This is a genomic window from Porphyromonas gingivalis ATCC 33277 (genome assembly GCF_000010505.1).
In the GTDB taxonomy this organism is placed as follows: Bacteria; Bacteroidota; Bacteroidia; order Bacteroidales; family Porphyromonadaceae; genus Porphyromonas; species Porphyromonas gingivalis.
This window is the reverse complement of record NC_010729.1, coordinates 1,960,543-1,984,869: the sequence shown is the minus strand read 5'-3', so window position 1 is coordinate 1,984,869 and position 24,327 is coordinate 1,960,543. Positions and strand designations below refer to the sequence as shown.

General features: G+C 48.2%; 22 protein-coding genes. 9 read left to right on the top strand and 13 right to left on the bottom strand.

The features are described from left to right. Positions 1-229: 229 nt before the first annotated feature. Positions 230-2,917, top strand: coding sequence for a hybrid sensor histidine kinase/response regulator transcription factor (locus PGN_RS08400; protein WP_230847022.1), 2,688 nt, complete (start codon positions 230-232; stop codon positions 2,915-2,917). A gap of 79 nt (positions 2,918-2,996) precedes the next feature. On the opposite strand, the gene PGN_RS08395 is transcribed toward PGN_RS08400, so the two are convergent. Both PGN_RS08395 and PGN_RS11520 read right to left on the bottom strand, forming a co-directional pair. Beyond that, positions 2,997-4,214, bottom strand: coding sequence for a T9SS type A sorting domain-containing protein (locus PGN_RS08395; protein ID WP_039416503.1), 1,218 nt, complete (start codon positions 4,212-4,214; stop codon positions 2,997-2,999). Between the two features lie 264 nt (positions 4,215-4,478). Further along, complete coding sequence (locus tag PGN_RS11520; protein ID WP_157763428.1) at positions 4,479-4,571, bottom strand: DUF1661 domain-containing protein; 93 nt, start codon at positions 4,569-4,571, stop codon at positions 4,479-4,481. Here PGN_RS11520 and PGN_RS11355 point away from each other — a divergent pair. The 8 genes from PGN_RS11355 (at position 4,540) to PGN_RS08355 (ending at position 12,565) form a co-directional block, all read left to right on the top strand. After that, positions 4,540-4,608 carry a DUF1661 domain-containing protein gene (locus tag PGN_RS11355; protein WP_125026634.1) on the top strand — a complete coding sequence of 23 codons (69 nt, stop codon included), beginning with the start codon at positions 4,540-4,542 and terminating at the stop codon, positions 4,606-4,608. The genes PGN_RS11520 and PGN_RS11355 overlap by 32 nt on opposite strands. Positions 4,609-4,965: 357 nt before the next feature. After that, entirely contained in the window at positions 4,966-5,556 is a 591-nt protein-coding gene (locus PGN_RS08385; protein WP_012458513.1) for a hypothetical protein, read from the top strand. Positions 5,557-5,559: 3 nt separating this feature from the next. Next, positions 5,560-6,498 (top strand): DUF2764 domain-containing protein, encoded by a 939-nt coding sequence (locus PGN_RS08380; protein WP_012458512.1) that lies wholly within the window; start codon positions 5,560-5,562, stop codon positions 6,496-6,498. Between the two features lie 9 nt (positions 6,499-6,507). After that, positions 6,508-8,262, top strand: coding sequence for a V-type ATP synthase subunit A (locus tag PGN_RS08375; RefSeq protein WP_005874139.1), 1,755 nt, complete (start codon positions 6,508-6,510; stop codon positions 8,260-8,262). 11 nt (positions 8,263-8,273) lie between these two features. Further along, entirely contained in the window at positions 8,274-9,593 is a 1,320-nt protein-coding gene (locus PGN_RS08370; RefSeq protein ID WP_012458511.1) for a V-type ATP synthase subunit B, read from the top strand. 15 nt (positions 9,594-9,608) lie between these two features. Then, positions 9,609-10,223 carry a V-type ATP synthase subunit D gene (locus tag PGN_RS08365; RefSeq protein WP_004583478.1) on the top strand — a complete coding sequence of 205 codons (615 nt, stop codon included), beginning with the start codon at positions 9,609-9,611 and terminating at the stop codon, positions 10,221-10,223. Continuing rightward, a complete protein-coding gene (locus PGN_RS08360; protein ID WP_012458510.1) occupies positions 10,220-12,034 on the top strand; it encodes a V-type ATP synthase subunit I in 1,815 nt (604 codons plus the stop codon). The genes PGN_RS08365 and PGN_RS08360 overlap by 4 nt, the downstream gene beginning before the upstream one ends. A 54-nt stretch (positions 12,035-12,088) precedes the next feature. Next, positions 12,089-12,565, top strand: a complete 477-nt coding sequence (locus PGN_RS08355; RefSeq protein ID WP_004583476.1) for an ATP synthase subunit C — start codon at positions 12,089-12,091, stop codon at positions 12,563-12,565. Positions 12,566-12,923: 358 nt separating this feature from the next. On the opposite strand, the gene PGN_RS08350 is transcribed toward PGN_RS08355, so the two are convergent. The 11 genes from PGN_RS08350 to PGN_RS08300 form a co-directional block, all read right to left on the bottom strand. Further along, entirely contained in the window at positions 12,924-15,212 is a 2,289-nt protein-coding gene (locus PGN_RS08350; RefSeq protein ID WP_004583475.1) for a RelA/SpoT family protein, read from the bottom strand. A gap of 251 nt (positions 15,213-15,463) precedes the next feature. Then, complete coding sequence (locus PGN_RS08345; RefSeq protein ID WP_012458509.1) at positions 15,464-16,009, bottom strand: 2-oxoacid:acceptor oxidoreductase family protein; 546 nt, start codon at positions 16,007-16,009, stop codon at positions 15,464-15,466. 28 nt (positions 16,010-16,037) lie between these two features. Continuing rightward, entirely contained in the window at positions 16,038-16,802 is a 765-nt protein-coding gene (locus PGN_RS08340; protein WP_013815155.1) for a thiamine pyrophosphate-dependent enzyme, read from the bottom strand. Positions 16,803-16,818: 16 nt separating this feature from the next. Further along, positions 16,819-16,998, bottom strand: coding sequence for a hypothetical protein (locus PGN_RS08335; RefSeq protein WP_012458507.1), 180 nt, complete (start codon positions 16,996-16,998; stop codon positions 16,819-16,821). Positions 16,999-17,018: 20 nt separating this feature from the next. After that, on the bottom strand, positions 17,019-18,101 hold the full coding sequence (locus PGN_RS08330; RefSeq protein WP_005874126.1) for a 3-methyl-2-oxobutanoate dehydrogenase subunit VorB: 1,083 nt from the start codon (positions 18,099-18,101) through the stop codon (positions 17,019-17,021). 18 nt (positions 18,102-18,119) lie between these two features. After that, positions 18,120-18,347, bottom strand: coding sequence for a 4Fe-4S binding protein (locus tag PGN_RS08325; RefSeq protein ID WP_004583469.1), 228 nt, complete (start codon positions 18,345-18,347; stop codon positions 18,120-18,122). A gap of 231 nt (positions 18,348-18,578) precedes the next feature. Beyond that, positions 18,579-20,600, bottom strand: coding sequence for a DNA primase (dnaG, locus tag PGN_RS08320; RefSeq protein WP_012458506.1), 2,022 nt, complete (start codon positions 20,598-20,600; stop codon positions 18,579-18,581). 43 nt (positions 20,601-20,643) lie between these two features. Next, complete coding sequence (gene kdsB, locus PGN_RS08315; protein WP_012458505.1) at positions 20,644-21,408, bottom strand: 3-deoxy-manno-octulosonate cytidylyltransferase; 765 nt, start codon at positions 21,406-21,408, stop codon at positions 20,644-20,646. Beyond that, complete coding sequence (locus PGN_RS08310) at positions 21,405-21,926, bottom strand: NAD(P)H-dependent oxidoreductase (RefSeq protein ID WP_004583466.1); 522 nt, start codon at positions 21,924-21,926, stop codon at positions 21,405-21,407. Before PGN_RS08310 ends, kdsB begins: the two co-directional genes overlap by 4 nt. 268 nt (positions 21,927-22,194) lie before the next feature. Next, a complete protein-coding gene (locus PGN_RS08305; protein ID WP_012458504.1) occupies positions 22,195-23,010 on the bottom strand; it encodes a cytochrome c biogenesis protein in 816 nt (271 codons plus the stop codon). Continuing rightward, the gene (locus tag PGN_RS08300) at positions 23,003-24,298 is read right to left on the bottom strand and encodes a cytochrome c biogenesis protein ResB (protein WP_012458503.1); all 1,296 of its coding nucleotides are present in this window, start codon (positions 24,296-24,298) and stop codon (positions 23,003-23,005) included. Before PGN_RS08300 ends, PGN_RS08305 begins: the two co-directional genes overlap by 8 nt. Between the last annotated feature and the right edge of the window lie 29 nt (positions 24,299-24,327).

Sequence of the window (24,327 nt, the reverse complement as noted above, 5' to 3'; positions counted from 1 at the left end):
CACCGGAATTGACTTGCATATAGAAAGCCAGATGAAGAAACTTTTCCCATTATTATTACTCATAATGTCGATTTTGGTCGGATGTGAAAAAAAAGAAAAACACTCTGTAACTGAAATCGCCCGAGAGAAAAAGCGTATTACTGCATTGCTGTACGAAAAAGAACTTCCCACTGATTCTGTTAAACAGCTTTACGAGAACAGCGTACAGAACAAGAACCTTGTGGGACAAATGTTATTCGCGATCGAGGTCGGCAAACGGATGCGTAATATGTCCCAATACACAGATGCGATGCTATATCACCAAAAAGGGTTGAACGCTGCATTGAATCTAAGGGACACCATCGTAGCCGCACAGGCATGGAATCACCTCGGAACGGATAGCCGTCGTATCGGTGCTTTGGCAGAAGCTTCGGATTATCATTACAAGGCTCTTTCCTTGATAGAATCTTTTAGCGGAAACCAGAATAGGCCTGCGATCAAAGCCAGATCGGCGGCCCTGAACGGCATCGGCAACATCAATCTTGAGTTAGGATACCATGATGAGGCCGAAAAGAATTTCCTGAAAGCACTGCAAGGAGAGAAAGAACTCGACAGTCCTCTCGGGCAAGCTATCAACTATGCGAACCTCGGACGTATCTATCGACAACGCAAAGAATACGACAAGGCTCGTACCTACTTCCTCTTGTCTCTGGAGCAGAACAATATGGCAGAGAATCTGATGGGTATCGGACTCTGTAGCATCAATCTCGGAGAAGTAGACGAAGAAAAAGGGGATTATCAAAAGGCTTTGCAAGAGTATGCCACGGCATACAAACTGATGGAACAGTTGTCCGATCGATGGCACTGGCTGAATTCCTGTATCCCGATGGCACGTATCAATCTCAAACAAGGTAACGAAAGGCTCTACCAGCATTTCATTTCTTTGGCCGAAGGGACTGCGAAAGAAATTAATTCGACTTCACATCTGATAGAAATATACAATCTTCAATACGAGAATCTCGAGCGTAAAAAAGAATACAAACAAGCCCTCGAAACATTCCGTCTGAGCAAGACGTTGAGCGACAGCATGTCCATTGCGCACAAGGTCAGCAGCATACAAGAAACGCGATTCAACTACGAACGAAACAAGTCCCAAAAAGAGCTTGAAGAAATACAGCAAGTAAGCAAGGCGAAACAAGAGAAATCGAAGTTCATCCTCTTGAGCACTCTTTTTGCCCTTTTCATCTCGATTCTTTTGATTTCTGTTCTGACATATGCATACCGTCAGGGCAAGAAGCACAACAAGCTGATCAAAGAGACGGATAAGCTTCGCTCCGGCTTTTTCACCGGTATTACACACGAATTTCGTACGCCTATCACCGTCATACAAGGCTTGAATGAGAAGATGAGTTCAAGTCCTGATCTCCAAGCATCGGACAGAACCGAGCTGCACAAGATAATAGACAGACAGAGTAGCCATATGCTGAATTTGGTGAACCAGCTGTTGGATATTTGCAAGATCAGAAGCGGAGTATCCACGCCCGAATGGCGCAATGGCGACATCGTCTCCTTCGTACAGATTCTCATCGATTCGTTTGCACCATACGCACAGGCTCAAGACATAACCTTGGAGCTACAACCCGAGAGCAAACCTATTGTCGTGGACTTCGTCCCCTCCTACTTGCAAAAAATCATATCCAATCTTTTGTCCAATGCCATCAAGTATTCTTTAGCCGGAGGGAGAGTGGTCATATCTCTGGCAAAAACCAAGAATGAAAAAAATCTGATCATACGCGTTGCAGACAATGGCATAGGAATAGATAAAACTGATCAGGCCCATATCTTCGACATCTTCTATCGAGGACAGTCCGCTACCGAAAAGCATGGATCAGGCGTCGGACTCTCGTTTACCAATATACTGGTCGAAAACCTTCGAGGTACGATCAAAGTGGAAAGCCAGCCGGGGAAAGGAAGTGCCTTCACCATCAGTATTCCTACACAAAACCAGTCCTCTTCGGCAGAGATTCTTCCTTGGCTACCCTCCTCCGATGATATTGTCATGCCTGTCCACGTCGCGCCCGATGACTCACCGACATCTCCGATGGTAGCAGCTCTGAATCATCGCTTCGAGGACGAACGTCCGACCATACTGCTCGTCGAGGACAATAAGGATATCAACCTGCTCGTCAAACTCCTCCTTTGCGATCGTTACAATGTGCTATCCGCCGCAAACGGAAAAGAGGGTATAGCCCTCGCTACCGAGCATATTCCCGACATCATCATTACGGATATTATGATGCCGATAATGGATGGGATAGAAATGACAATCCGGATGAAGCAATCGCCTCTGCTCTGTCACATTCCCATTGTCGCTTTGACGGCCAAGAGTACCGAACAGGACAGATTGGAAGGAATCAAAAGCGGTGTAGTCTCTTATCTATGCAAGCCATTCTCTCCGGAGGAGCTTTTGATGCGGATCGAGCAGCTTCTGAAAGACCGTGAGTTGCTCAAGAAGTTCTATATGCAAAAACTCATGCTGGATCGGAAGCCGGAGGAGGAGCCTCAACCGATAGATGACAGCAGTATGCAGTTTCTCCTTGCAGCCAAAGATGCAGTGTCCGGTGGAATCAAACAAAATCCGGATTTTTCCGCTCAAGACTTGGCCGAAAAAATGTGCATGAGTCCATCCCAGCTCAACAGAAAGCTCACGAGTGTCGTAGGTTGCTCCACCATCGGCTACATACAGCAGATCAAGATAAAATTGGCCTGCAAGCTCCTTGCCGATGAGAGCAAAAACATCTCCGACATTAGCATTGAGGCAGGCTTTTCGGATCCGGCTTACTTCTCTCGCACCTTCAAACGCTACATGAACTGCTCTCCTTCCCAATATCGGCAAAAACTCCTTGCCATGCCGGGGAGCGGCAAGGAAACAGTTTGATCCCAATGAAATAAGGAGCTGTACGCAAGGGGGGGCCTTGCCGTACAGCTCCTTTCTTCGAAATTCGATCCGAACTACATCATCGAATCACGACTTTTCTCACAAAGGCTCCCTGATCCGTATTCACTTTAAGCAGGTATGTCCCTTTGGTCAAAGATCCGACACCCATTTCCACCTTATCGCCGCTCAAGGCACAATCACGAACAAGCTTACCCTGCAAGTCGTACATGCTCAGATGCGTGATGCCGTTGGCCAGAATCACTAACCGGTCCGTTGACGGATTGAGATAGACTGCTACCTGAGCTTCTGTCGAAGGTGTTGCCATTGAGGTAAGAGCCTTGTACGTATAGATATAGTCGAATATAGGAGTAGCCACATCTCCTTCGTAGGAGGAATAAGTCTCTTTCAGTCGCTTTGCGTTGAATCCGTACATATTAGGCCAGGTCTGTTCCGGCATTGACGGAATGTCAATGACATTTGCGGAGATGGACTTATCGCTCTCGATGTCTCGCTTGTACACCTTCGTATCGGTACCGTTAATAGCCAAATATTGTATGCAGATATTGTCCTCATAGGTGTATTCCTCTCTTTTGAGTACTTGCCATGCCTTTCCTTGCTGGACGACGAAGTACTCGGCCTTCACCATATTATCTGCATCGTCATAGCTGTATTCCGTTTTGCCGGTGTCTGAATAGGTTGTCCCCATTGCATTGCTCAGCACTTCGCTGACCAACAGACCTTTTTCATTATAGTGATACGTATTCTTTTGGGATTCTGCCCCGAAAGCAAAAGAAATCCAGTGGGTCAGTCTGCCCTGTGCATCATAATGATATTCCAAGCGTGAGATAGGTGTATTCGGATCCATTACCAGCATGAATACTTCCCTCACGGTCATCTTTCCCTCGTCATCATAGGCGTACTTGAATCGGGTGTCGAGTGCAGGCTCTCCGCCACCGAACGAGATATAAAGATCCACATGCGATATTCGCCCGTTGGCATCGTAGTAAATGGAGTCCGTGGATTTTCTTACCCCATTGGCTTTTATGTCACGAGCAATATAGCGGTTGTTCTCATCGAAGATAAAGTGAGTATCTGCAGACTGGTTTGTGGAGACAGTCGCTGTAAGAAGCCACTCGGCATTGTCCTTCTGCGCACGATTTTGAGTCGGGAGAGAGTAAACTCCTCCGGCAATATCTTCTTTCGAAAAAGGTTTGTAAGAAGAATTGTCCTTGGTTTGGCCCACGGCTGCAAAGAAAGCACCGAAGGCAATCAAAGAAATAATGGTTGTTTTTTTCATTTCAATAATGATTATTGGATTGTATGACTTAAGACGGATCGACAATCGACCCAATCTCTCTTGGGTAATTTTTCGGGATAAATATAAGTATTTAAAGTCTGAAAAAAGACATTTACGTACAAATAATGAGTGGATATGGGGAGGTGATCGGATTTTAACTGCCCGTCTTTATGGGAATGACTCAGGAGCTATGCTTATGGCTAATACAATGCCCTATACAAACTGCTATTAAAAAAGCCCGGGCATCATCTCCGTTGGGCCTGTTTACGTGCCAAAATTTTTGCATTTGTTGCTCCTGAAGATGTGGCGCGGGATTTTTTTGCTTTTGGTTCGGGAAACAAAAAATTCTCGCGCCAAAGCGAAAAAATTCTCGCGCCGTTTTTTCAGGATTTAGGCACCACAATCGGAGTGTTTTTGGCTCGTAAGAACAAAAGCAACAGCTTCGCGGATATTGATTCGATGGATCAACATCGAAACTCCATGGCTTCATGTCGGGAGGATAGCCTCCATCTGAAAAAATTGAAACTCGCCCTATATCGAATACAGATTTATAATTGCTAAACGACAAAAATTGCCTCTCCTTTTGACCGATGCCTGCTCCTTACTGTTTGGCTATTATCGAGAGACCTTGCAAAAGGCTCATGCCACAGAAGAGGGGAAATATGAAACTACTTGTGATTTACGGATTTGTACTATCTTTGCGGACGCTTAATTCGGAATCAAATACTACTATAATAAAGAATCAAGAACAATGGACTCTAAAATCCAGGAACTAACCGACAAAATTTATCGCGAAGGTGTCGAAAAAGGCAACGAGCAGGCCGCGAAAATTATCGCTGAGGCTGAGGCCAAAAGCGTAGAGACGATCAATAATGCCAAGGCTGAAGCTGAACGCATTGTGAGCGATGCAAAGAAGAAGGCGACAGAATTTCAGCAGAATACCGAATCCGAGTTGAAGCTTTATGCTGGTCAGATGCTGGAGTCGCTCAAGAGTACCATTGTGGATCAAATTTCCGGAGAGATCGTTTCGGCCAACGTAAAAGCGGCATCGACCAACCCCGAATTCATGCAACAGATGATGCTCGATATGGCCAAGAATTGGGCTTCGGGCGAGAGCATCATTATCTCTACACAAAACGCCACTGCACTTCAGTCCTATTTCGAAAGCAATGCCAAGGACTTACTCAACACTAAGGTGACGATCAAAGAGGTGAACAACCAACCGGTGGCCTATACTATCCAGCCCAAAGATGGCTCATACAAGATAGAATTCGGTGAGGAAGAGTTCATCAATCTCTTCAAGAGTTTCTTGCGCCCCAGGCTGGTGGAAATGCTTTTCTAAGTCATGGCCAAATATTACGCCACTGTAGCCGGTCTGCCCAACATCACTGTGGAAGATCGGAAATTGCCGTTTACGTCCTTGCAGTTTCTGCAGGAGCTTAGGCCTATCCTGAGTCGAACGGATAGCAAGCTCTTCGATCTCCTGCTTTGGGAGCAGGAGAATCAGTTCCTTCTTCGCTATCTGGAGGACAGCGAAAAGGCCAAGGCCGAGGAGTCCCGGCCGACTCTCTTCTCTTATGATACGCTGGATGGCATCATAGCTGCCTATCGGGAGAAACGTGTCATGCCCCGTATGGATTCGTTGCCGGAGCATTTCCGCACTTTTTTGTCGGAAAAGCTGCCTGAGATATTCCGCGAGGAAGAAGAAGGAGACGATGGCCAAATGTCCCTGTCGGACACTGAAGCCGAAGAAGGAAAAGCACGCCTGCCAATCTCCGACGAAGATCGTCTGGCCATGTACTATTATGAATATGCCATGAAATGCGGCAACGACTTCCTGGAAGAATGGTTTGCCCTGAATCTGCATATCAAGAACATCTTGGCCGCGATCACGTGTCGCAAGTTGGGCTGGAATCCGATCAATTATATTGTCGGTACCGGCGAAATAGAAGACAAATTGCGTACGTCACGGGCTCGTGACTTCGACTTGGGCGAAGAACTGCCCTATCTGTCCACACTCTTTTCTGTCGGTGAGGAGACGGACATTACCAAACGTGAGCGTCTGCTCGATGTGATTCGTTGGGAGTGGCTCGAAGAGTCGGTATTCAACCGCGTATTCACCGTAGAGCGTTTGCTCTGCTATTATTTGGAGCTGGCGATCATCGAGCGTTGGGTGAAGTTGGACGAAAAGACGGGAGAGGAGACTTTCCGCCGCATCGTCAAGACTCTCAAACACGAGAGCGCAGAGTCTTTGGACGAGTTCAGAAGAAATCAAAAGAAATAAATCAAGATAATGGCTACAAAAGGAGTTGTTAAGGGGATTGTGTCCAACCTCGTGACCGTGGAGGTCGACGGGCCGGTTTCCCAAAATGAAATTTGCTACATCGATGTCAATGGCACCAAGCTGATGAGCGAGGTGATCAAGGTGATCGGCAAAAATGCTTATGTGCAGGTTTTCGAAAGTACTCGCGGTATGCACGTAGGAGATGAGGCAGAGTTTACCGGCAGTATGCTTGAGGTAACGCTCGGCCCCGGTATGCTTTCGAAGAACTACGACGGTCTGCAACACGACTTGGACAAGATGGACGGGATCTTCCTCAAACGAGGCGATTATACTCCCGCTCTCGATGACGACAAGCTGTGGGACTTCAAGCCTTTGGCCAATGTGAACGACAATGTGATCGCAGGCTCATGGCTCGGAGAGGTGACGGAGAATTTCCAACCGCACAAGATCATGGTGCCTTTCGTTTTCGAAGGCAATTACAAGGTGAAGAGTCTGGCCAAAGCCGGTTCGTACAAAGTGAACGATGTGATCGCTGTGGTAACGGATCAGGACGGGAAAGACCACAATGTAACCATGGTGCAGAAATGGCCGGTGAAACGTGCTATCACTTGCTATCGCGAGAAGCCGCGTCCTTTCAAACTGCTCGAAACGGGTATCCGTATCATCGACACTTTCAACCCCATCGTAGAGGGTGGTACGGGATTTATCCCCGGTCCTTTCGGTACGGGAAAGACGGTGCTCCAGCATGCTATCTCGAAGCAGGCGGAAGCCGATATCGTGATCATTGCAGCCTGTGGTGAGCGTGCAAACGAGGTTGTGGAGATCTTTGCGGAATTCCCCCACCTGAATGACCCCCACACGGGACGTAAATTGATGGAACGTACCATTATTATTGCTAATACATCGAATATGCCCGTGGCTTCGCGTGAGGCATCCGTATATACGGCCATGACGATAGCCGAGTACTATCGCTCCATGGGCCTTCGCGTGCTGATGATGGCAGACTCCACTTCGCGTTGGGCACAGGCTCTGCGTGAGATGTCCAACCGTCTGGAAGAGCTTCCCGGACCGGATGCTTTCCCGATGGACTTGTCAGCTATCGTAGCCAACTTCTACGCTCGTGCAGGATACGTTTACCTGAACAACGGTTCGGCCGGTTCGGTAACGTTCATCGGTACGGTATCTCCCGCCGGTGGTAACCTCAAAGAGCCTGTGACGGAAAACACCAAGAAAGTGGCTCGCTGCTTCTATGCTTTGGAGCAGAATCGTGCCGACCGCAAACGTTATCCGGCTGTAAACCCCATCGATAGTTACTCGAAGTACATCGAATATCCCGAATTCGAGAGCTATATATCGAACCACATCAGTGCAGACTGGACTACTAAGGTGAATGAGCTGAAGATGCGCTTGCATCAGGGTAAAGAAATTGCCGAGCAGATCAACATCCTCGGTGATGATGGTGTACCCGTTAGCTACCACGTAGTCTTCTGGAAAGCAGAATTGATCGACTTTGTGATCCTTCAGCAAGATGCCTTCGACGATGTCGATTGCAACAGCTCGCTCGAGCGTCAGGAACTGATGCTCAGCAGAATAACGGACATCTGTCGTACGGAATTCGATTTCGAAGACTTCCTCGAGGTTTCGGACTATTTCAAGCGAATGATCAATACCTTCAAGCAGGTGAACTATTCTCAGTTCAAAAGTGCTGAATTCGACAAATACAATAAAGAGTTGGACGCTATTCTGGCCGAACGCATCAAATAAATTAGATAGTTATGTCAAAACAAGCTTTTCAGAAAATATATACGAAGATTACCAATATCACCAAGGCAACCTGCTCTTTGCGTGCCACCGGTGTGGGTAATGAAGAGTTGGCCACTATCGACGGCCGATTGGCTCAGGTGGTGCGTATTCAGGGCGAAGATGTAACCCTGCAGGTATTTGCCGGTACGGAGGGGATTCCCACCGATGCCGAAGTAATCTTCATGGGCAAGGCTCCCTCGCTCAAAGTGGGAGATCAGTTGGCCGGCCGTTTCTTCAACGCTTATGGCGAACCTATCGACGGAGGCCCCCAACCGGAAGGAAAAGAAGTGGAGATCGGCGGTCCGTCCGTTAATCCGGTCCGTCGTAAGCAGCCCTCAGAGCTGATCGCTACCGGTATCGCCGGTATCGACCTGAACAATACTTTGGTGACGGGACAGAAGATTCCTTTCTTCGCCGACCCTGACCAGCCGTTCAACCAAGTAATGGCCATGGTAGCCCTCCGAGCCGAGAGTGATAAGATTATCCTCGGTGGAATGGGTATGACCAATGACGACTACTTGTTCTTTAAGAATACATTTAGCAATGCCGGAGCGCTTGATCGTATCGTGAGCTTTATCAATACGACGGAAGACCCCTCGGTGGAGCGTATCCTCGTGCCGGACATGGCTTTGGCTGCTGCCGAATACTTTGCCGTTGAGAAGCATGAGAAAGTACTGGTACTGCTAACGGACATGACCAACTATGCGGATGCTTTGGCCATCGTATCGAACCGTATGGACCAGATCCCCTCTAAGGACTCTATGCCCGGATCGCTCTATTCGGATTTGGCCAAAATCTACGAAAAGGCTGTACAGTTCCCCGACGGTGGTTCTATCACGATTATCGCTGTGACCACTCTTTCCGGAGGAGACATTACTCACGCCGTGCCGGACAACACCGGTTATATTACCGAAGGTCAGCTCTATCTCCGTCGCGACAGCAACATAGGTAAGGTTATCGTAGACCCGTTCCGAAGCCTCTCTCGTTTGAAGCAGCTCGTTATCGGTAAGAAGACTCGAGAAGACCATCCTCAGGTGATGAATGCCGCGGTTCGTCTTTTCTCCGATGCGGCCAACGCTCAAACCAAGATGGAGAACGGTTTCGACCTTACGGACTACGACAACCGTGCGCTCGAATTCGCCAATGACTACTCTCGTCAGCTCTTGGCCATAGACGTAAACGTGAATACGACAGAGATGCTCGACACGGCGTGGGAGCTATTCTCCAAGCACTTCAAACCGGCCGAAGTGAATATCAAGCAGCAGCTTGTGGACACTTATTGGAAGAAATAATAACCTTGTGCTACAATGGCTATTAAGTTTCAATACAACAAAATCTCACTTCAGCAGCAAGAAAAGCAGCTTAAGATGCGAGAGCGTACCTTGCCGACGATCAAAAGCAAGGAGAGCGCATTGCGTCTGGAGGTGAAGCGAACGAAGGACGAGGTGGAGCGATTGGAACGCCAACTGGAAGAAGAAATCGTAGGCTACCGAAGCATGGTAAGCCTGTGGAACGAATTCAAACCCGACCTGATCAGTGTGGAGGGTGTCAAGCTCTCGGCAAAGAAGGTGGCAGGCGTAGTCGTTCCCGTACTCGATGACATTTCTTACACGATCAAGCCTTTCAGTTTGTTCAATGCCCCGTCATGGTTTGCCGAAGGCATTGACCTGCTGAAGAACTTGGCCCATACAGGAATCGAGGCCGAGTTCCTCGGTCTGAAGTTGGAGTTCCTCGAATATGCACGCAAGAAGACTACACAGAAAGTGAATCTTTTTGAGAAAGTGCAAATCCCCGGCTACAAAGACGCCATACGCAAGATCAAACGCTATCTGGAGGATGAAGAGAGTTTGTCCAAATCCTCTCAGAAGATTATGCGAGCCAATATGGAGAAACGTAACAAAGGAGAGGAGGTGATGGCATGATTACCGCAATGAACAAATACCTTTTCCTGATCTATCACCGTGAGTACGAAGCTTTCTTGGAAAAGTTGCGTACGATCGGGGTGGTACACATCCGGGAAACCAAGGCTACGAAAGATGTGGCGGAATTGCAAGATCTCCTCAATTTGCGTAAAGAGATTGCCCAGACCAAGCGCATGCTCGCTTCGTACAAAAGCGAGGATGCTCCCGCCGAACAGACCCTGACACTTGCGTCCGAAGCTGACGGAGAAGCTGCCATGCAGGATGCTCAGGCTCTTTTCGCCGAAGAGACCCGTCTTAAAGGCGCGATCCTGTCTAAAAAGCGGGAGGTGGAGCACATGGAAGTTTGGGGGCAGTTCGACTTTGCATCCATCGAAAGACTCCGGAAAGCCGGCTATGAAGTGAATTTCTATTCGTCTTCCTCTTCGGCTTACAAACCTGAATGGGAAGAAAAGTTCGGAGCAGTGGCTATCAATACCGTACGCTCCACTGTTCATTTCGTCACCATAGGGCACAAACAGGATGCCAGACCCGATGCCGAGCGAATCAAACTACCCGATTACGATCTGGCTACGCTCCGTCACCAACAGGAAGAGCTGGAAGCTCTATTGGAAGCGAATGCGAAGGACAAAACTTCATTTGCCGACAATCGTATGGCTGAACTCACGGCCTATGACAACCTCCTGTCGGACAAATTCGCATTCACCAGTGCCATGGTACAAGCCGAAGGGCAAGCCGATGACAAACTGATGCTTCTCGAAGGCTGGGTACCCGTGTCAGAAGCTTCGACTATGGAGCAGGCATTGGCCGGAGAAGGCTACTATGTAGAGCAGATGCAGATAGAAGAAGGGGACAAGGTGCCGATCAAGCTGAAGAATAATTTCTTCGCGCGGCTCTTCGAACCTATTACGAAAATGTATTCTTTGCCTAACTACGGAGAGCTGGATCCCACGCCATTCCTGGCACCCTTCTTCATGCTCTTCTTTGGGCTTTGCTTCGGAGATGGAGGCTACGGCTTGCTTATTTTGCTTGCTTCTACCCTGTTCAAAGGGAAAGCCGGTAAGGAACTGAAACCGATACTCACTCTTTTCCAATGGCTGGGTGGAGCTACCACGATAATCGGTCTGCTCACCGGTTCATTCTTCGGTATAGCATTGGCTGAAGTACCCCAGTTGGCAAGTGTCAAGAAATACTTCCTGAATCAGGACAATCTGATGACCTTGTCCGTTGTTATCGGTCTGATACAGATCATTTATGCCAAGATTTTGGCCGGTATCAAGATCAAAATCCAGCGAGGAGTGAAGTATAGCCTGGCCACATTTGCGTGGGCAGTCATTATCACGGCAGTGATATTGGCATTCGCTTTACCCATGATAGCACCGAAGGTACCGGAAGTGGTGATCAATGTCTTGTTCGGCATTGCAGTTGCCGGAGGTTTGGTAGCCTTCTTCTACAATTCACCTGGCAAGAATCCGTTTATCAATTTCGGTAGCGGCTTGTGGACGGCTTATAACACAGCATCAGGACTTTTGGGCGATACGCTTTCGTATATCCGACTGTTTGCGATCGGACTCACGGGCTCTATCCTCGGTGGCGTATTCAATACGTTGGCTACGGATATGACTGCTTCGATGAGTATTGTACCTCGGATCATCGTGATGCTGATCATTTTGCTGATCGGTCATGGTCTGAACTTCGGTCTTACGATGATCAGTTCGCTTGTTCACCCCATTCGTTTGACATTCGTAGAGTTCTATAAGAACAGCGAATTTGAGGGAGGGGGCAACCAGTACACACCGTTCAAACGCTCTTAAATCACAAAAGAACAATTCAAAAAAATCATAACAACTAAACAACACAAAAGTATTATGGAACAAATGTTAGCTTATCTCGGTATTGCATTGATGGTTGCATTGACCGGTATCGGAAGTGCCATTGGCGTAACGATCTGCGGTAACACTACTGTTGGCGCAATGAAGAAGAACCCCGATTCACTGGGTCTCTACATCGGTCTTAGCGCTCTTCCGAGTTCACAGGGACTCTATGGTTTCGTGGGCTTCTTTATGGCATCCGGCTTGATCACCAAATTGGTTGCTGCCAATGCTCTTACTCTGCTTGCAGGTTGGGCTATTTTCTTCGCCGGTTTGGCACTGGGTGTAGTAGGTCTGATGTCTGCCATCCGCCAAGCACAGGTATGCGCTAATGGTATTCAGGCTATCGGCGGTGGTCACAACGTGTTCGGTGCTACCATGGTGATGGCTGTTTTCCCCGAGCTTTATGCTATCTTGGCTCTTCTCGTGTCCATCCTGATCTTCGGTAGCGTACCCGGAATGGTTGGAGCTTAATCCGAATCAGGGTCAATCCATATGAACAGTACTGTTGGCAATTAAGGCCTAAAACAGCAAGAATCGTTTCATATAGGCTTTGGCCTAAGGAACAATACCAAGGGGTGCACCGAAATCAATTTTCGATGCACCCTTTCTGCATAATGCTTAGGAAGTGAGGATTATATTTCTATAAGAACCTCCCGCTAATAACCGCTATAAGTAATCGTCCCTTAAAAGGACTTTTAAGGGACGATTAGCTAAACGCTAAACGCAATATACAGGTCGCACGTTATTTCCTGTCAGAGATTACGTAAAGCGACTGCAGAGTAACCCCCATACAAATCCGGCACGGCAAAAGGGGAGAGCCTCTTGGCCATTATGATATGCGTCCGACAGACTGGATGTATTTATTCTGACGAAGCTGATGACAGATCTTCAGGAGGTCGTCGGAGCTGTGCACAAGCAGATGGATTTGTCCCTCGAATATGCCATCTTTGGCCGTAAGCTGTATGTGCTTGATGCCGACATTGAAATCTTCCGAAATAACCTGTGTCACAGCGGTGAGGATACCGGTGGAGTCAATGCCCTTGAGCGCGAGCTTAGCTTCGAACGAGGTACGACTGTGCAAGCTCCATTCGGTAGAGAGGATGCGGTTGCCAAAGCTGCTTTTCAAACGCATGGCAATGGGGCAAGATCGCTTGTGTACGACCACAGTATTATCGTCGTTGATAAATCCGAAAGCATCGTCGCCCGGAATCGGTTTGCAGCATTCGGCAATCTGATAGTTACGGGAGAATTCGTCCTCTTGTAGGATATAAGTCTTTTTGGTGTTGTAAGCTTTCTTATCCTCTTTCTCTGCGGGCTTACCGGATGGAGAGGAGGTTTTGTTGCTTTTGCCCGCTTTCAATGCCGAACGGATAGCCCTCATCAGAAAGTTACCGCTATGCTCTCCCTGAAGCAGTTTTTTGAAGCTTTCGGGCAGAGATACCGTACCCGTACCGACAGCGTAGAAGAATGTCTCGCGATTGAGGAAACCGAAATAGGCTGCGATCCTATCCAAAAGCTCGGCAGAGACCATGGATTCGGATGTCCGTATAACACTGACCACTCGTTCTTCCCCACGATTGATCAGCTCCCGTCTTTTGCGTCGGAGAAAAGTATCTACTTTCGATTTGGCTCGTGCCGTAGTCACATAGCGCAACCACTCTTCGGTCGGTTGCTGGCTTTTGCTCGAAAGTACCTCCACCTGATCACCGCTGTTGAGCACATAACTGAGCGGAACAAGTTTGTGATTCACTTTGGCCCCGATACAATGGTCTCCCAAATCAGAGTGAAGCGAATAAGCAAAGTCCAAAGCCGTAGCTCCCTGAGGCAAACGTTTAATTTCGCCTTTTGGCGTGAACACCATTACCTCATTGGAGAATAGATTCAGTTTGATAGTATCGAGAAAATCAAGAGCATTCGGATTCGGATTTTCCAGTATCTCCTGTATGGTACTGAGCCATTTCTCCAGCTCCGAATCTTCCTCTACGTTGTCTCCCTTGTATTTCCAGTGGGCAGCAAATCCTTTCTCTGCTATGTCGTCCATCCTTCGGCTACGGATTTGGACTTCCACCCACTCACCATCCGGTCCCATGACCGTCAGGTGGAGTGCTTGGTATCCGTTGCTTTTAGGATTGCTGACCCAGTCGCGAATACGGTCGGGACGATTGCGATATATATCCGTGATGGCCGAATAGATCTCCCAGCAGCGGTTTTTGTCGGGGATAGTAGGTGAAGATTCGAATATGATTCGCACCGCAAAAAGGTCGTAAACCTCTTCGAAAGGAACTCCTTTCTTTTCCATTTTCTTCCAAATGGAATAGACGGATTTGACCCTCGCCTTCATCTCATAGGACATGTCCATACCGGCAAACCGTTGTTTGAGCGGTGCCGCAAAATGCTCGAACATCTCTAAACGATGCTGCTCGGTGATGCGGATTTTCTCCTTGATGGCTTCATATTCCTGTGGATGCTCGTATTTGAAGCTCAAATCTTCCAACTCGCTCTTGATGGCGAAGAGACCCAAACGATGTGCCAAGGGAGCATAGACATACTGTGTCTCACCTGCTATCTTCATTTGCTTGGCCGGAAGCATGGAGTCCAGTGTGCGCATATTATGCAAGCGATCGGCAATCTTGATGAGGATAACGCGGATGTCATCATTCATCGTCAGGATGAGCTTGCGGAAATTTTCGGCCTGGGCGGAACTATTGCTGAATACCTCGCCGGATATTTTGGTCAACCCGTCCACGATCTGAGCGACCTTGTCGCCGAACATATCGCGCATATCCTCCACGGTGTACTCCGTATCCTCCACCACATCGTGCAGCAGAGCACAACAGATGGACGTAGATCCCAAGCCTATTTCCTGACACACAATCCGCGCCACGGCAATAGGATGGAGAATATACGGCTCACCGCTACGTCGCTTGGCACCGGCATGAGCATCCTTGGCCAAGTGGAAAGCCTTGTCGATCTTTTCCACTTTGCGACGATGGTTGGAATTCAAATAGTCTTGAATCAACAAAGAGTATTCCCTCTGAATCAAAGCTTCCTCTTCGCTGATCGCCCCCTTATTTTCTGTCTCTATATCGGGATTCTTTGCACTCGCGTCTTGCTCCATAATCTATTCTCAATCTACAATGTGGTCTTACTATACAAATGTAAAAAAAAGGACGGTGTATCATCATGCGCAAATTACTGTGTCGCTTGCGACATTCAGCTCAGCCACGTACTTTCTTTGTATTCAGCCACGGTCTTAATGCTTGTACTTTACGCATCCTTACGCACCTAAAAGGGGCCATGCCAAATAATTTGACACAGCCCCCTTGTTATTTGTATATGTGTTGATCGAATTAGATTGTCTCTTTCAGATCAGTGTATCTGTTTGATGATCTCCATACCACGCTGGATGGCTTGCTCGTTCATCGGGATGAGTTTGTGGTGACGTTCGGGCAGTGTCTTCTTCAGACCCTTGATCACACTTTCGATCTTAACCATCGGAGCAACCTTGAGAACACCGCCGAGGACAATCATGTTGAATGCCTTTTGATTACCCATGCGGAGCGACTCTTGTGTAGCATCCACTTCGTAGATCTGAATATCGTCGCGCTTATTCTTGAGTACGATGCTGTCCGGATCGTAAACCAAGATGCCACCTTTCTTAACCCGCGGTTCGAACTTATCGAGCGAAGGTTGGTTCAGTACGATCACAATGTCGTATTCATTTAGAACCGGCGAGCTTACTTGTTCGTCGCTCACGATCACCGTCACATTCGATGTGCCCCCACGCTGTTCGGGCCCGTATGAAGGCATCCAAGACACCTCTTTGTCTTCCATCAAACCGGAGTAAGCAAGGATCTTACCCATTGAGAGGACGCCTTGTCCTCCGAAACCTGCAATTACAATTTCGTAAGTCATGATACTTTTCTTTTGTTTGAATGGGTGGTTAGTCGATATTCTTAAGATCTCCCAAAGGATACTGTTTAGCCATGTTCTCCATCATCCAATCATTGGATGCTGCAGGGCTCATCTTCCAGCCGGTGTTGCATGTAGAAACAACTTCGACAATAGAAGTACCCTTTCTGTTCATAGAGTTTTCGAATGCCTTTTGTATCATCTTTTTCGTCTTGCGAACAGCTGCTGCGTTGTGCACGGTCTGGCGTGTTACGAGACAAGTACCGTCGAGCAAAGCAAGCATGTCGGCAATCTTCAGCGGATAGCCGTTCAGCTCTACGTTTCTTCCCTGAGGGCAAGTAGCCGTAGCCATACCTTCAAGGGTAGTCGGAGCCATCTGACCTCCGGTCATACCGTAGATACCGTTGTTGATGAATATAATGGCGATGTTTTCTCCTCGGTTGGCTGCGTGGATGGTCTCGGCTGTTCCGATAGCAGCCAAGTCTCCGTCGCCCTGATATGTAAATACCAGCTTAGACGGATTCAGACGCTTTACTGCCGTAGCCAGAGCCGGTGCACGGCCGTGGGCAGCTTCTTGCCAGTCGATATCGATGTAGCGATAGGCGAATACTGAGCATCCTACGGGGGCGATGCCGATAGTTTCTTCCGTCAAGCCCATTTCTTCGATTACTTCTGCGATGAGTTTGTGTACAACTCCGTGGCTACAACCCGGACAATAGTGCATATCCGTGTCGTTCATCAAGGTTGGCTTAGCGTAAACCAGGTTTTCCGGTTTGATAATATCGTTGATTTCCATTGTGATAACTGTGTTATTAGCGTTTGAATGAACTGATGAAATACCCCGTCACTCTGACTGCCACAGCCACAACCCCCGGTATCAAATACAGCCACCTTTGCTCTGTCTGTCTGTAAAACAGGAACATGGCCACCGTAAGTACCAATAGGAGATAAAAGACTATCGTCAGTATGCCGTTGACTTTCTTGAGATCCATTCTAGGACTATATTCTCTACTTATTTGATTACTTTCTCTTTGAGTGCTTGCAGAATCTCATCAGGAGAGAAGAGCATACCGCCCATACGACCATAGTGCTCTACGGGAACCTTGCCATTTACGGCCAAACGAACGTCTTCTATCATCTGACCGGCATTCAGCTCTGCCACAAGGAAGCCCTTGGCACGATCGGCCAGCTTGGCGATCTCCTTGGTCGGGAACGGCCACAAGGTAATCGGGCGCAAGATACCTGCCTTGATACCCTGCTGGCGTGCAAGCTGTACCGTTTTATTGCATATACGAGCAGAAGATCCGAATGCAACGAGGATATAGTCGGCATCTTCCGTCTGATACTCTTCGTAGCGAACTTCATTGGCTTCGATCTCTGCATACTTCTTTTGGAAGCGGAGGTTGTTCTGCTCCATAACGGCCGAATCAAGCTCGAGAGAGGTAATGATATTCGGCTGACGACCTCCTTTGCGACCGAGAGTTGCCCACGGGCATTGCTTGCGGATTTCATCTTCGGTACGACGCTTTTTGAACGGAGGCAATATCACCTTTTCCATCATCTGACCGATGATACCGTCGGAAAGGATGAGTGCAGGATTGCGGTACTTGAATGCCAGCTCCAGTCCCAGACCAACGAAGTCAACCATTTCCTGTACGGAGTTGGGTGCCAATGTGATCAGACGATAGTCACCATGTCCACCACCCTTGACAGATTGGAAATAGTCGGCCTGTCCGGGTTGGATGGTTCCCAAGCCGGGCCCCCCACGCATAACATTTACAATCAAGCAGGGCAATTCGGCACCGGCACAATAGCTCACTCCTTCTTGCTTGAGACTCATACCCGGGCTGGAGGAAGAGGTCATTACCATTTTGCCACAGCTGGCACCGCCATAAACCATGTTAATGGCAGCGACTTCGCTCTCTGCCTGCAAGACAACCATACCGGTCGTATCCCATGGATGCTCCTCCATGAGCGTTTCCATAACTTCAGACTGCGGAGTGATAGGATAGCCGAAGTAGCCATCCACACCGTTACGTATTGCCGAGTGCGCAAGGGCTTCATTGCCCTTCATCAGCCTTATTTCTTCTGTCATATTTTTTCTCTGTTTTTGTTACAATTTCACTTTGTAAACCGTGATACATGCATCCGGGCATACCGTTGCACAACTGGTGCAGCCGATACAGCTTTCGGGATCCTTCATATAAGAGTAATGATAGCCTTTGTCATTGACTTCATTTGGGTGTAGCTCCAGCACTTTTGTCGGGCAAGCCACTACACATAGATTGCAACCTTTGCAACGCTGGGTATTAACGACCACAGCTCCTCTGATTTTTGCCATTATAGTTATCTTTTTAATAAGGACTTCGAATACCTAAAAGTGAGTAATCTTGACGCCTCAAAGATAGGTATTCTTTCCCTCCTGATACCTATAAAGACGGTTTTTTCGATCGTTTACGTCTTTTTTGTCGGGAAAATGTTCTTTAGCATGTTTTGGCCTCGTGCTGTTGTGATGAAGTCAATCCGAGATAAGACTCTTTCAAGTCGAAGTCGCCTATATCACCCCTATCAATCAGGGCAATACGGTGCGATCCCCCAGACGATGCGCTAACTCGCTTTTCATTTCGTTCATGCTGCGCAGTTCGTTCATTATTTCTAATTGCAATTCGATGTCGCCGGCTTTTTGAGCTTGTGCGATTTCTTTTTGCAAAGCACGGATTTGTACCTGAATAAAAACATTTTTGATGGTGAGAAGTTCGCGTTCCACTCGCATCTGAAGGTCTTCTTCCGCATTGCTCTCATCCCCTTTCCCATAGTGAATACGGCTCAATGCATAGCGGTTGGTCAGTAGCTCGACTGCGATATGACTGATCTGTGCATTGGGGTGATCTCTGAAATATTTGGCTGCGACAAAACCACTGTCGAACGATTGTTCGGCAGCCTCATCGAGAATCTGCCTAAACACATCAGTACCAATATCCACTCCATCCGCATTCAAGTCCGATTTGATGTAATATGCCAAGGCAACCTCCGATGGAGTCTGCTTTTCCGCTCCTTCTTCATGCCTGTATATGAGGAGTTTTCTTTCGCCGTAGCGAATGATCAGACGGAGTAACTCCTCTTCGTATTTGGCCGGATAGTAGGGTTGCCCCACCTCCGCAGAACGATTATCGGTAGGAGTTTCGGCACTATGGTTTTCCGTACCTACGAGATTGTCGGAATCGTTTTTTCTTTCAGAGCCATTCGCCGGCTGTTGGGTGGGGGGGGGTGGGGAGGAGTACGTACTCCTACGGAACCTCATCTTTTGGACTTCGCGAGCCAGCAGTCGCTCATCCATACTAAGCGTTTGGCCTGTCTCTTGGACATAGACACGGCGTGTGATGTCATCGGGAATCAGAGCGATACTGCCGATAATATCGGTAATTAGCTGTGCTCTTCGGATGGGGTCACGCTCCATATCGCTCAGATAGAGCTGTGTCTTGAAGCGAATAAAATCCGTTTCATGCTGCTTGATGTATTCTTCGAACTCAGTTATGGTATGATTGCGAGCAAAACTGTCCGGATCTTCTCCATCGGGCAGGAGGACCACTTTCACGTGCATGCCTTGCTCCAGTAGCAGGTTGATACCTCGCAGAGCTGCCTTGATTCCAGCCGCATCACCATCGTATAGAACTGTGATGTTCGAAGTAAAGCGGTGTATTTGGTTGATCTGCTGCTGTGTCAGAGCCGTTCCGGAGGAAGCCACCACATTTTCGATGCCGGATTGATGCATCGAAATGACATCTGTATAACCCTCAACAAGGAAGCACTTATCTCGGCGAGCAATCTCTTTCTTGGCCAAGAATAGCCCGTACAGCTCTTTGCTCTTCGAGTAGATGATGCTTTCGGGAGAATTGACATACTTGGCGGCCTTGTCTTTCTTTCCTAAGATTCTTCCTCCGAAGGCTACGATCTTGCCGCTTACGGTCTGTACGGGGAAAATGACTCGCCCGCGGAAACGGTCATCTAAGGCCTTGCTGTCTTCGTATCGGATGGAAAGCCCTGTGTCGACTAAGTATTCGGGCTTGAACCCTTTTCGTATGGCTTCGTCGCTGAAAGCCGACCTCTTTTCAGGATCATAGCCGAGTTGGAACTTCTGCACAGTCTCCGGACGAATACCTCTTTGGCGAAAGTATGTCATCCCGATGGTCTGGCCTTCGATGGTATTGAGAAGGTTGTTTTTGAAGAAGTCATTGGCAAACTCATTGAGAATGAACATACTTTCTCTATCGCTCTTGAGTCTCTTCTCCTCATCGGTCAGCTCCCGTTCGTGAATCTCGATCCCGTATTTACGTGCCAAATAGCGCAAGGCTTCGCTGTAGCTGAGCTGTTCTATTTTCATGATGAAATGAACAGGTGAGCCTCCTTCGCCACAGGCGAAGCATTTGCAGAGGTTTTTTGCCGGCGACACAGAGAACGAAGGATTGCGATCGCTATGGAAAGGACACAAGCCGAGGTAGTTCACTCCACGCTTACGGAGCGAAACAAAGTCGCTTACGACCTCTACGATATTGGCCGCATCGAGTATCCTTTCTCGAGTCAGATCGTCAATCATCTCATCCTATATACTCTATATTACATATAATGTCGCAGATGTGTCATTCCATTCCCTGCGAACGGAGATAGGCTATGGCCTTGTCCATATCCTCCGGCGTATCGATTCCTATCGTACTCTGCTGTGTTTGCAGCACTCGAATCCGATAGCCGTATTCCAGCCAGCGAAGCTGTTCGAGGCTTTCGGCTTGCTCTGCCGTACTTTGTGGCAGTGAGGTTATCTTGCGGAGGACGGTCGGGCGAAAGGCATAGATCCCGATATGCTTGTAGTAAGTATGCCGACGGCACCAAGAGTCAGGCTGTACCCCCCTGAGATATGGGATAACGGAGCGGCTGAAATAAAGGGCATAGCCTCCATGATCCAATACGATCTTCGGGCTGTTTGGATTGTTCAATCGCTCGAAGCTTGCGTCAGACGAGAAAACTTCTGCTAACGTAGCTATATCGGTTTCTGGTTTGTCGAAGGCCGAAATCAGCAGATCGATCTGTTCCTTTTGGATAAAAGGTTCATCGCCTTGCAGATTCAGGACGATCTTTTCTCCCCGACCTACTTTGTCGAATGCTTCCCGACAGCGTTCTGTACCACTACTGCACTCTGGGGACGTCATCACCACCTCTCCTCCGAAGTCCTCCACGGCCTGACGGATACGTTCGTCATCGGTGGCTACGACGGCCCGGGGGACGACACCAGCTATTCGCTCATGTACCCGTTGGATCATAGACTTGCCAAGCATATCGGCCAGTGGCTTGCCCGGGAATCGGCTGGAAGCAAATCGAGCCGGAATGATGGCTATTACCTCTGTATTCATTCTCCTTTGATAAAGCGGAGATAGGCTTCGCAGTTGGCCGGCAGCATTTCCGGCAGGCGAGGATTGTAGGAATCGTAGCAGGCATGGTAGCCGGTGAATCGAGCGCGCAGGAAAGCAGCTATCCCGTCGAATACATTCAAGTAGCTTCGCAGCGTGTGGCATTGCTGTGCTCCTTCGGCAAAAGCTGATTTGGGTGATCCGCAGGAGACTGCTGCACAGATTTCTTTACCCTCCATCTTGTCTCCACCGGCACCGTAGGCCCAGCCCTCAGTAAAAACCTCGTCCATCCACTTCTTCAGCAGATAGGGAGCTGCATACCAATAGAGGGGGAATTGGAAGACGATGCGGTCATGAGCCTCCAGCAGGGCTTGTTCATGTGCTAGATCGATTTGTCCGTTCGGATACTGTTCGTAGAGATGGTGGATAGTGGCTGCACCTTCGATGGCTTTGGCCCAAGCCTTGTTGATAACGGATTTGGTCAAATCGGGGTGAACGACTATTACGAGCGTTTTTTTCATTGTTGAAAAGGATATTACTAAGTAGTGTGACGAATCCCCAAAAGAGAAGTCTCGAATTGGAAAGAGGTCTCATTTTAGGACTTCAAAGAAACAATTTATAAGCCAAAAAAGCAAGCAGGATTTCTCCGAGAAAAGCTGTTTTTCCGTCCTCTTGAATAGGAGATAGGCCGGAATTGTATCTATGGCTTGAGATTCTACCGAAGTTCTGCTATATCGGCATGTGCAAATACAATACCATGAACTTTTACAATCTATGTAGGCAAGCAATTCAGCGTGTGTAGGTATGAATGCTGGAGTCTTTAGCGGATGGAAGGTAGTTGACCCCATACCAGCAGATTTGCAGGAAAAGGAAACTGACGATTAGCAATACCAAAGAATGGGCAAAAGCCCGAGGACGATGGAGCCGGTGATGGATGTAGAGCAAGTAGCTGAATACGGTGATTGCAGCCCATGTTTCTTTCGGATCCCAATTCCAATAGGTGCCCCATGCAAGTTTAGCCCAAATAGCACCTAATAGCAGCCCCGTCATCAAAAAAGCAAATCCCGTGTAGACCAGATTGTCAGTCGTATGCATCAAGACTTTTGTATTCACTTCTTTGTGTTTGCGCTTGCAAAAGAGGAAGTAGCCGCCTACGAGCAGTGCCGCCCTCAGCATGGCATATGCGAAGATGTAGGAGATTACGTGGGGTACGAAGAACGGACTTTCGAGAGCCGGCATCAATGTCTTGTTGTGGATATCCGGTTTGGCTATGTTTATAATCATGAAGACCGTGGACAAGACGGTGGCAAAAGAAAGGATCCACCGATATTTCCATCGTATATAAATGATAAGGCCTGCAATGATCACAAAAAAAGAATACCAAAGTCGGGTTTCTCCCATCGTTCTTAGAGGAGGTCGTTCCAGAGAATGCCACATGCCTCCGATAAAAAACATCAGTACACAAGCTGCTGCGATAGCGATGCAAATAGCCCATACCCGACGTTGGTACAAAGCGAATAGAGCTGACACTATAAGCAGTAGTACTGCTGGTATCGCAAAATAGACAAAATGATGCCAATCAAGTAAAGGCAGGATGTCAATCATGATCTTCTCTTTTTGCTTGTGTACTTGCTGGTATAGGCCCGAGGAAAAGCATTGCGGCACCTATCAGTAGCAAGCCGATACCTGTATAAACGCCATAGAGCCAATCGTCTTTGACCAGCTCCAACTCCGACATCGTACTCCATCGCCCCTGTTCGCGATTGTAGCTAAGCTGATAGATATACCACCCTCTGTAACGGAGCGGTTTATTGACCAGTATAGTCGCGCTGTCGATCTCGCCATTCTCAGCGTATAGGTATACCTGCGAGCTGTATTGTTTCGGATCGGATTCTGCCATCACGAGCGACAGACTGTCCGTCAATCGTAAGCTTCGATAGGGAAATACATGGCTACCCGATGACACCCAACCGGATACCACTTCTTGGGGAAAATCTAAATTCGCAGCTCTTACTCTGGCTGAATGTACGGCTCCCAATGACCTGAATTCGCGGAAGACAACGGAGTCTTTGGTCACGACAGCAGCCGAATAAGGCAGATGCGCCAATACCTCGATCTGCCAGCGGTCTATCGTTCCCTTGGAAGGAGTCCGATCTATGGACAGATGCGCCGGACGAGAATAGGGAAGAGCCTTGCCACTATTGTTGCGTATGATCATCAATTTGGGAGGGTACTCTGTTATTTCGAACTTTTTTAGTTCTATGGCTACGGGGAGTTCCACCATTTTTTTTGTCCGTTGGTCTATGCCCCTCCACTCAGGATAGTCGGAGTCGGAATATACTTGCATTCTGTATTGCCGGATGTCGGCAGAAGACATAAGCCCGAAAAAAAGTGCGACGAACAAGCCCACGTGATTCATCACGAAAGCACCGTCTCGAAGGTTCAGTTTCAGACGCATAAGCCTGTCTGTAGTAACGCAGCCCAGTACAAAGAGCAAATACAGATACAGCAGCAGGAAGTACCATGCCGATAGCATGGAGCTAAGTCCCAAACGATGAATAGGGTGCTGCAATCCTCTCCCCATTTCTGCGGGGATTTGTTTGGTCAGCCCCATGATGACTGCAAGCAGCAGTAGCCCACCGATAGAAGTCAGAGTGGCTATGTGGCCAGATAGAAAGGAAAAACGGGCCGAATTGCGGCGTATAGCTCTACGATGGAATATGCCCCAAAACAAGATGCCGGCAAGAAGCAAACTTCCTCCGACCAGATTGAAAGGATAAGCGAAAGCTGTGGCCGGTATCGGGCCTGCGATCACCTGGAGCAACAAACCGACAAAAGCAAGTCCTGATATGATGAATATGCCTTCCCTATAGCCGAAGCGTCCCTGCCACATAGTGTTGTATGCCGAAAAAATAGTAAACA

Bases quoted from the DNA above. Each gene is read 5' to 3' on its own strand.
- PGN_RS08350 (WP_004583475.1), bottom strand. From the start codon at position 15,212: ATGGAGCAAGACGCGAGTGCAAAGAATCCCGATATAGAGACAGAAAAT.
- PGN_RS08375 (WP_005874139.1), top strand. From the start codon at position 6,508: ATGGCTACAAAAGGAGTTGTTAAGGGGATTGTGTCCAACCTCGTGACC.
- PGN_RS08360 (WP_012458510.1), top strand. From the start codon at position 10,220: ATGATTACCGCAATGAACAAATACCTTTTCCTGATCTATCACCGTGAG.
- PGN_RS08385 (WP_012458513.1), top strand. From the start codon at position 4,966: ATGGACTCTAAAATCCAGGAACTAACCGACAAAATTTATCGCGAAGGT.
- PGN_RS08395 (WP_039416503.1), bottom strand. From the start codon at position 4,214: ATGAAAAAAACAACCATTATTTCTTTGATTGCCTTCGGTGCTTTCTTT.
- PGN_RS08355 (WP_004583476.1), top strand. From the start codon at position 12,089: ATGGAACAAATGTTAGCTTATCTCGGTATTGCATTGATGGTTGCATTG.
- PGN_RS08345 (WP_012458509.1), bottom strand. From the start codon at position 16,009: ATGACTTACGAAATTGTAATTGCAGGTTTCGGAGGACAAGGCGTCCTC.
- PGN_RS08330 (WP_005874126.1), bottom strand. From the start codon at position 18,101: ATGACAGAAGAAATAAGGCTGATGAAGGGCAATGAAGCCCTTGCGCAC.
- PGN_RS08400 (WP_230847022.1), top strand. From the start codon at position 230: ATGTTATTCGCGATCGAGGTCGGCAAACGGATGCGTAATATGTCCCAA.
- PGN_RS08340 (WP_013815155.1), bottom strand. From the start codon at position 16,802: ATGGAAATCAACGATATTATCAAACCGGAAAACCTGGTTTACGCTAAG.
- PGN_RS08300 (WP_012458503.1), bottom strand. From the start codon at position 24,298: ATGTGGCAGGGACGCTTCGGCTATAGGGAAGGCATATTCATCATATCA.
- PGN_RS08305 (WP_012458504.1), bottom strand. From the start codon at position 23,010: ATGATTGACATCCTGCCTTTACTTGATTGGCATCATTTTGTCTATTTT.
- PGN_RS08325 (WP_004583469.1), bottom strand. From the start codon at position 18,347: ATGGCAAAAATCAGAGGAGCTGTGGTCGTTAATACCCAGCGTTGCAAA.
- PGN_RS08335 (WP_012458507.1), bottom strand. From the start codon at position 16,998: ATGGATCTCAAGAAAGTCAACGGCATACTGACGATAGTCTTTTATCTC.
- kdsB (WP_012458505.1), bottom strand. From the start codon at position 21,408: ATGAATACAGAGGTAATAGCCATCATTCCGGCTCGATTTGCTTCCAGC.
- PGN_RS08310 (WP_004583466.1), bottom strand. From the start codon at position 21,926: ATGAAAAAAACGCTCGTAATAGTCGTTCACCCCGATTTGACCAAATCC.
- PGN_RS08380 (WP_012458512.1), top strand. From the start codon at position 5,560: ATGGCCAAATATTACGCCACTGTAGCCGGTCTGCCCAACATCACTGTG.
- PGN_RS08370 (WP_012458511.1), top strand. From the start codon at position 8,274: ATGTCAAAACAAGCTTTTCAGAAAATATATACGAAGATTACCAATATC.
- dnaG (WP_012458506.1), bottom strand. From the start codon at position 20,600: ATGATTGACGATCTGACTCGAGAAAGGATACTCGATGCGGCCAATATC.
- PGN_RS08365 (WP_004583478.1), top strand. From the start codon at position 9,609: ATGGCTATTAAGTTTCAATACAACAAAATCTCACTTCAGCAGCAAGAA.